General features: G+C 23.8%; 5 protein-coding genes and 1 pseudogene. All 6 read left to right on the top strand.

Features of this window, described 5'->3' with window-relative positions; translation table 11 throughout:
• Positions 1-470 precede the first annotated feature (470 nt).
• The 6 genes and pseudogenes from AWT72_RS07555 to AWT72_RS07530 all read left to right on the top strand — a co-directional run bounded on the left by AWT72_RS07555 (position 471) and on the right by AWT72_RS07530 (position 6,900).
• Positions 471-1,850: a PTS mannitol transporter subunit IIBC gene (locus AWT72_RS07555; RefSeq protein WP_067143192.1), complete on the top strand. Its 1,380-nt coding sequence runs from the start codon at positions 471-473 to the stop codon at positions 1,848-1,850.
• A gap of 22 nt (positions 1,851-1,872) precedes the next feature.
• Positions 1,873-2,292, top strand: coding sequence for a PTS mannitol transporter subunit IIA (locus AWT72_RS07550; RefSeq protein ID WP_067143190.1), 420 nt, complete (start codon positions 1,873-1,875; stop codon positions 2,290-2,292).
• Between the two features lie 16 nt (positions 2,293-2,308).
• Positions 2,309-3,454, top strand: a complete 1,146-nt coding sequence (locus AWT72_RS07545) for a mannitol-1-phosphate 5-dehydrogenase (protein WP_067143187.1) — start codon at positions 2,309-2,311, stop codon at positions 3,452-3,454.
• A 397-nt stretch (positions 3,455-3,851) separates the two neighbouring features.
• Positions 3,852-5,102 (top strand): AAA family ATPase, encoded by a 1,251-nt coding sequence (locus AWT72_RS07540; RefSeq protein ID WP_067143184.1) that lies wholly within the window; start codon positions 3,852-3,854, stop codon positions 5,100-5,102.
• A gap of 2 nt (positions 5,103-5,104) precedes the next feature.
• Positions 5,105-5,749 (top strand): annotated as a pseudogene (locus AWT72_RS07535) (RloB family protein).
• A gap of 83 nt (positions 5,750-5,832) precedes the next feature.
• The gene (locus tag AWT72_RS07530; RefSeq protein ID WP_067143181.1) at positions 5,833-6,900 is read left to right on the top strand and encodes an RES family NAD+ phosphorylase; all 1,068 of its coding nucleotides are present in this window, start codon (positions 5,833-5,835) and stop codon (positions 6,898-6,900) included.
• The last annotated feature ends 319 nt before the right edge of the window (positions 6,901-7,219 follow it).

Genomic DNA, 7,219 nt, shown 5'->3' with positions numbered 1-7,219 from the left:
GTATTGTATTTAAAATTTAATTCAACTGCTAAATTTTCTAATGTATACTTTTTTTCTTTTCTTAATATTTTTAAACGATAACCCACACTTTTCATTTGACACTCCCCTAAATTATTTTAATTTTATAGTTTATTACAAAGTTTTACAATGAAAAATACCAAATTTGTAAAAAAAAACAAAAAAATGTGTTGACTTTTACACAATTATGTGCTAATTTAAATTTGTAATGTGCAATAAACTGCAAAAATGGACTTAATATTTTAATGTTGATTTTTTAATATAAAAAAAGAAAGAGTTCTTAATTTATTTTAGATTATTACAATCAATTTATATATAATTATTGTTATTATACAATTATTTTTATAAATATAGCCCATAAATTAGAAAAAAAATTAATTAAAAAAATTTACAAATTTAATCAAGGAATAAAAAATTAAACTTAATTTTTATGTTAGAAAGGAGACATTTATATGACAAAAACAAATGTAAAAGTAGTTGTTCAAAAAATAGGTACAGCATTGTCAAGTATGGTTATGCCTAATATTGGAGCATTTATAGCTTGGGGATTAATAACAGCATTATTTATTCCAACAGGTTGGCTACCAAATGCAGAATTGTCTAAAATGGTAGGACCAATGATTCAATATTTATTACCATTACTAATAGCGTATACTGCTGGTAAAAATATTCACGATTCTCGTGGAGCTGTAATTGCAACAATTGCAACTATGGGAGTTGTAACTGGAACTGATGCAGTCATGTTTTTAGGGGCAATGATAATGGGACCATTATCTGCATATTTAATGAAAAAATTTGATGAGATAGTTCAACCTAATATAAAACCAGGTTTTGAAATGTTAGTTAATAATTTTTCATTAGGTATTTTAGGATTTATTTTAGCTATATTAGGATTCTTTAGTGTAGGTCCAGCTGTAGCTAGCTTAAATCAAACGTTATCTTTAGGTGTAGATATAATTATTAATGCACATTTATTACCATTAGCAAATGTATTTATTGAACCGGCTAAGATTCTATTTTTAAATAATGCAATAAATCATGGTATTTTGACTCCGCTTGGAACAGAAGAAGCAAGGGTTACAGGTAAATCCATTTTATTTTTATTAGAAGCAAATCCGGGTGTAGGTTTAGGGATTTTAATGGCATATATGTTTTACGGGAAAGGAGTATCAAAATCATCTGCATATGGAGCAGCTGTAATACATTTTTTAGGTGGGATACATGAAATTTACTTTCCATACATTTTAATGAAACCAATATTGATAATAGCAGCGATATTAGGTGGAATATGTGGGACTGCAACAATACATATATTAGGTGGAGGTTTACAAGCGCCAGCTTCTCCCGGAAGTATAATAGCTATTTTAGGTTTAACAGCAAGAGGTAGTCATCTGGCAGTAATTTCTGGAGTAATAGTTGCAACGGTAGCATCATTTGTTTTTGCAGCATTAATATTAAAAAAAGATAAAAGTAATAACTTAGATTTAGAGCAAGCTAAAACAGAAGTTTCAGAAATGAAAAAAACATCTAAAGGGGAAATAATAGATCATAGTAAAAAAATTTCTAAAATTATTTTTGCATGTGATGCAGGTATGGGGAGTTCAGCAATGGGAGCTTCAATTCTGAGAAATAAAATAAAAGAAGCGGGACTTTCATATGAAGTGATTAATACAGCTATTAGAAATTTAAAAGATGAATCGAATGTAATTATAATATCACAAAAAGAATTAATGGAGCGTGTAAAAAAAATGAATCCAAGTGCCATTTATGTATCTGTTGATAATTTTTTAACTTCTAATAAATATGATGAAATAATTTCAAAATTAAAATAAATATTGAAAGGAATGAAATTATATGCAAATAAACAAAGAATATATTCTTTTGAAACAAAAAGCAGAAACAAAATATGATGCAATAAAAATAGCTGGTAAAATTTTGCTTGATAATGATTGCGTTGACGAAACTTATATTGATGCAATGTTAGAGAGAGAAAAAATTGTAACAACATATTTAGGTAATTATATTGCAATTCCACATGGAATTAATGAATCAAAATTTTCAATAAAGAAAAGTGGAATTTCCATAGTTCAATTTCCAGATGGAGTATCATTTTTAGAAAATGCATTAGTGCATATAGTTTTTGGTATAGCAGGTGTGGGAGAAGAACATATGGATTTACTTTCAAAAATTGCAATTTTTTGCTCAGAAGAAGAAAATGTTTTGAAATTAATTAAGGCAGAAACAAAAGAAGAAATATTAGCAATATTTAGTTAAATAGAAAGAGGTTAAAATGCGTAATTTACATTTTGGTGCTGGAAATATAGGAAGAGGATTTATAGCACAAATATTAAATGATAATAACTATGAAATTAATTTTGTGGATATAGATGATACTATTATAAATGAATTAAAAAATAGAGATACATATAATATAAAAATTCTTGATAAAAATGTAATTGAAAAAGTTATTAACAATTTTAACGGCATACATATAAAAAATGAAAAAAAGTTATTATATAAAGTCTTACTTGAATCAGAATTAATTACAACAGCTATTGGTCCGAATGTTTTACCAATTATAGCAAAAGATATTGCAGAAGCTTTTAAAATTAAATATAAAGAAAATAACACTAAAAAATTAGATGTAATTGCTTGTGAAAATATGATAGATGGATCCTCATTTTTACAAAAAAAAATATTCGAATATTTAAATGAAAAAGAAAAGGAGTTTATTTTAAAATATGTAGCATTTCCTAATGCAGCAGTAGATAGAATTGTGCCACAGCAATCACATAAAGATAAATTATTAGTTGAAGTAGAAAAATTTTCTGAATGGATAATAGAAGAATTAAAAATTAAAGTACCTGATAATAAAAATATTAAAGGAGTTCATTATGTTTCAGATTTATCCCCATATATAGAAAGGAAATTATTTACTGTAAATACAGGGCATGCAGCATTAAGTTACATTGCAAATTATAAAGGAATAAAAATTGTTAATGAAGGTTTAAAGGATAAATCAATTAAAAATCAATTATTATTAGTTTTGAACGAAACAAAGGAATTATTATTAAAAAAATGGAATTTTAATAAAAAAGATTTAACAGATTATGTGAATAATGTAATAAAACGTTTTGAAAACCCATATATAATTGATGAAACATCTAGAGTTTGTAGAACCCCAATAAGAAAATTGGGATATAATGAAAGATTTATAAAACCAATAAGAGAATGTAAAGAAAGAGGACTAGAAATTAATAATTTAGCTACTATATGTTCATATATACTTAAATATAGATCTGTAGATGATCAACAATCTTTAGAACTGGAAAAAATGTTAAATGAGATACCAGTTGAAAAAGTATTTAAGCAAATTACAGGATTAGAAGATGATGAAATTATAAATTTAGTAGTAAAAAATTATAATGAATTATAAATTAAAATTATTAATATATTATTAAATTTTTTATATTATATATAAAATATGTACTAATAAATCAAGCATAAAAGTGAAAACTATTTTGAAGGTTAAAGTACATATTTTTGTTTTATTATTATAAGTTAATTTTTTTGAAAGAATAAATGTAGGTTATAATGTCTGTAATAATTACGAAAATACAGTATAAATTTTAGAATTTGAAAATGAAATGATATATATTAATAAAAAAGAGTACTAGGAAATTACATATTATTGTTTGAGTCAGGTACTCATTTTTTTTTATGGATTATTATATCATATATACCAAAAAATGAGATTTATTTTCAAAAATATTGCTTTTTATGCAAAAAAGTACTATAATTATATAAATAAGATATGGAAAGGTGGTAATGAAATGTTATTACAATTTTATTTTTCAAATTATAAATCTTTTGAAAATGAAGCAATATTAGATATGAGAGCAAGTGGGAGTAATGAACTATCGTTTCATATAAGAAAAATTGCTAATGAAAAAGTGCTTCCAGTGTCTTCTATTTATGGTGCAAATGCAAGTGGAAAATCAAATGTATTTGAAGCATTTAGTTTTATGGAAAATTATGTTTTAAATTCTCTTGATTTTTCAAATGATAGAAAAAAAGATAAATATTTTTTGAAAACTAAACCTTTTAAATTTAGTGATTCTAAAAATGAAGTAAGTGAGTTTGAAGTTAATTATATAGCAAAAAATGGAAATAAGGAGAGATATTATTCATATGGATTCAAAATAGATAATAAAGGTATATTGGAGGAATATCTTTTATCAAATACAAAAACAGGAGTAAAAAGGAATAATGAGTATTCTTGTATATTTAATAGAAAAAGAGGAGAGAGAATTGAATTAATATCTTCATTAGAAAAATTTAGATCTAACATAGAAGTTTCTATAAAAGATGAAACACTTTTAGTATCATTAGGAAGTGCTTTGAATATAATAGAATTTCAAAATGTACAAAAATGGTTTTTAAAAATAAGAAATATTAATTTTAGTAATTCTATGCATGGTTTTTTATTTGAAAATATTTTGTCAGATAAAATAGATGAAAGTGATGAAGTTAGAAAAAATATAGTTAAATTTATTAATTCATTTGATGACTCTATTATTAATATTGAAGTTGAAAAAATACCAACAGAGGATAAAGATAAATATAGAGTTTTTACAGTTCATAAATTAGATAATGGGAAAACTGCAAAAATTTCTTTAGTAGAAGAATCATCAGGTACACAGAAAATGTTCGCATTATATCAATTTCTTCATGATGTTTTGGAGACAGGAGGAGTATTTTTTGCAGATGAATTAGATATAAAATTACATCCACTTCTTATGAGAAATATAATACTTACATTTACTGATAAAGAAAAAAATCCTAATAATGCCCAGTTAATTTTCACTACACATAGTCCTATTTATATGAGTATGGATTTGTTACGTAGAGATGAAATATGGTTTACAGAAAAAACTAAAGGACGTTCAAAACTATATTCATTAGATGATATTGTAAATGAAAAAGGTGAAAAAGTTCGTAAAGATTCTAATTATGAAAAAAATTATATTCTTGGAAATTATGGTGCAGTACCATATTTGAAAAATTTATTAGGAAGTGAATAGTTATGAAAAGAAGTAGTAGATTAATGCAAAAAAGAGAAGATAGAAATAAAATACCTTTAAAATACGGTGCATATCTTATAATTACTGATGCTTAAAAAACAGAAAAAAATTATTTTGAAGGTATAAAAAATACTATTTCCGAAGAACTAAAAAATGATTTAATAATAAAAATATATGCAAATAAATCACTTTCAAAAATGATAGAATTTGCATTAGAACAAAGAAATAAAGATTCAAGATATAGAGAAATCTGGTTAATATTTGACAGAGATGAGATTAAGAATTTTGACTCATTAATAAAAAAAGCTAATAATTTGAATATTAATGTTGGGTGGTCAAATCCTTGTTTTGAAATATGGTTAATGGCATATTTTTCGAATCTTGAAAATATTTCAAATTCTAAAGTATGTTGTGATAAATTTGAGAAAATATATTGTCAAAAAACTAAAAAAAAGAAATATAAGAAATCAGAAAAAAATCTTTATAAAAATTTATTAAAATTTGGTGATGAAAAGCAAGCGATAGAAAGAGCAAAAAGTAAATACTGTAAAAAGAATAAAGAATATTCACTTCCTAGTGAAATGAAAGGCACTACAGCAGTATATAAATTAGTAGAAGAATTAAGAATAAAGATGGGGAATAAATGAAATATTTTGTAAATTAAAATTGAATATAGAAAAAGAAAGATATAAAATATAGATTTATATTAATTTTAAAGAAAGAAATTATTATGATAAAAAATTACAAAAATAAAGAAAAACTTTGTTCAAAATGTTTTACAGACCAAGGACTTAAACTTATGGCAGAGAAAATTGGAATACAAAACTCTAATAATTGTAGAAATTGTTTAAATTCTCATGGAATTAAACTAAATATTGAACAGATAAAAGAATTAGTTTATAGATTTTTTGAAGTTGGAAGTATTGTTAAATTAGATTATGGAGCTTCTCCAACAATTAAATTTAATAAGTATATAAAGACAAGTGTTAAATTCTCTAACTCATTACAAAAAGATGTAAAACTTTTTGAAAAAGAATTAGGAATTGGATTTTTTGTTTACGGACCTCCATTATGGCTTATTGGAGAAATTGAACCTTTAAAAGATTTACAAAATATAAAAAAAAGAAAATCAATTTTCAAAAGGATAATTGATGAATTTCCAACAGTTTTGTTAAAAGAAAATGAATTATTCTATAGAATACGAACAAACCCTGAAAAACCTATTGATAAAAATGAATATGATAGTTCTCCATACCCAGGAAAAGGGAGACTAGATAGTAAAAATAATCCAATTTTATATGCTTCTCAAGATTTAGAAGTTTGTATTCATGAATGTAGAGTAATAACAGAAGATGAAATATACGTTGCAACACTTAAGCCAAATAATACTTTAAAGCTTTTAGACTTAACAGAGCCAATTGATGAAAATATTAATGCATTTGAAAGCTTAGATTTATCAATACAAATGTTATTTTTAGCTTCTAAAGAATCGCCAAATGCCTATGAAATTTCAAGAGATTTAAGTCTTTATGTAAAAGAGAAAGGATTTGATGGAATTATATATCCTTCTTTTTTTAGTTTATTAAGAACAGGTAAAATTCCATTCGGAACATTTTGTGGCCTTCCATTGAGAAAATTTCCAAAATATAAAGAATTTGAAAAAGCTACTACAATTCGAAATATAGCTTTATTTGGAAGTCCAATAAAAGATAAAAAGATAGAAGTTAAAAATATTAATAAACTTAGATTAAATCAAATAATTTATAATTATGATTTTGGTCCTGTTGGAATAAATTAAAAACTTTACATAATGTTACCTATAAATAATTGTTATTAACGGTATCTTTATGAAAATTCTTAATGATATTATCGTATTATTTTTATTTGATAATTTTATAGATTAAATCAATGTAATTATTCATATTTCCAAAGTATTTTTGATTATTGTAATATATATGATTCAAATATTTATTTAGAATTTCTGTATTTTTTATATGATGAAAATGAAATTAGAAGTATTAAAAATAAAATTCAAAATGCAGTATATAATTTATTGGAAAAATATGGAGATACATTGGATAACAAAGATAGAGGTAAAAATTTGTTACATAAATTAT

Origin of the sequence: Oceanivirga salmonicida (assembly GCF_001517915.1) — a bacterium.
Lineage (GTDB): Bacteria > Fusobacteriota > Fusobacteriia > Fusobacteriales > Leptotrichiaceae > Oceanivirga > Oceanivirga salmonicida.
This window is presented reverse-complemented; position numbering and strand designations above follow the sequence as displayed.

Bases quoted from the DNA above. Each gene is read 5' to 3' on its own strand.
- AWT72_RS07555 (WP_067143192.1), top strand. From the start codon at position 471: ATGACAAAAACAAATGTAAAAGTAGTTGTTCAAAAAATAGGTACAGCA.
- AWT72_RS07550 (WP_067143190.1), top strand. From the start codon at position 1,873: ATGCAAATAAACAAAGAATATATTCTTTTGAAACAAAAAGCAGAAACA.
- AWT72_RS07545 (WP_067143187.1), top strand. From the start codon at position 2,309: ATGCGTAATTTACATTTTGGTGCTGGAAATATAGGAAGAGGATTTATA.
- AWT72_RS07540 (WP_067143184.1), top strand. From the start codon at position 3,852: ATGTTATTACAATTTTATTTTTCAAATTATAAATCTTTTGAAAATGAA.
- AWT72_RS07530 (WP_067143181.1), top strand. From the start codon at position 5,833: ATGATAAAAAATTACAAAAATAAAGAAAAACTTTGTTCAAAATGTTTT.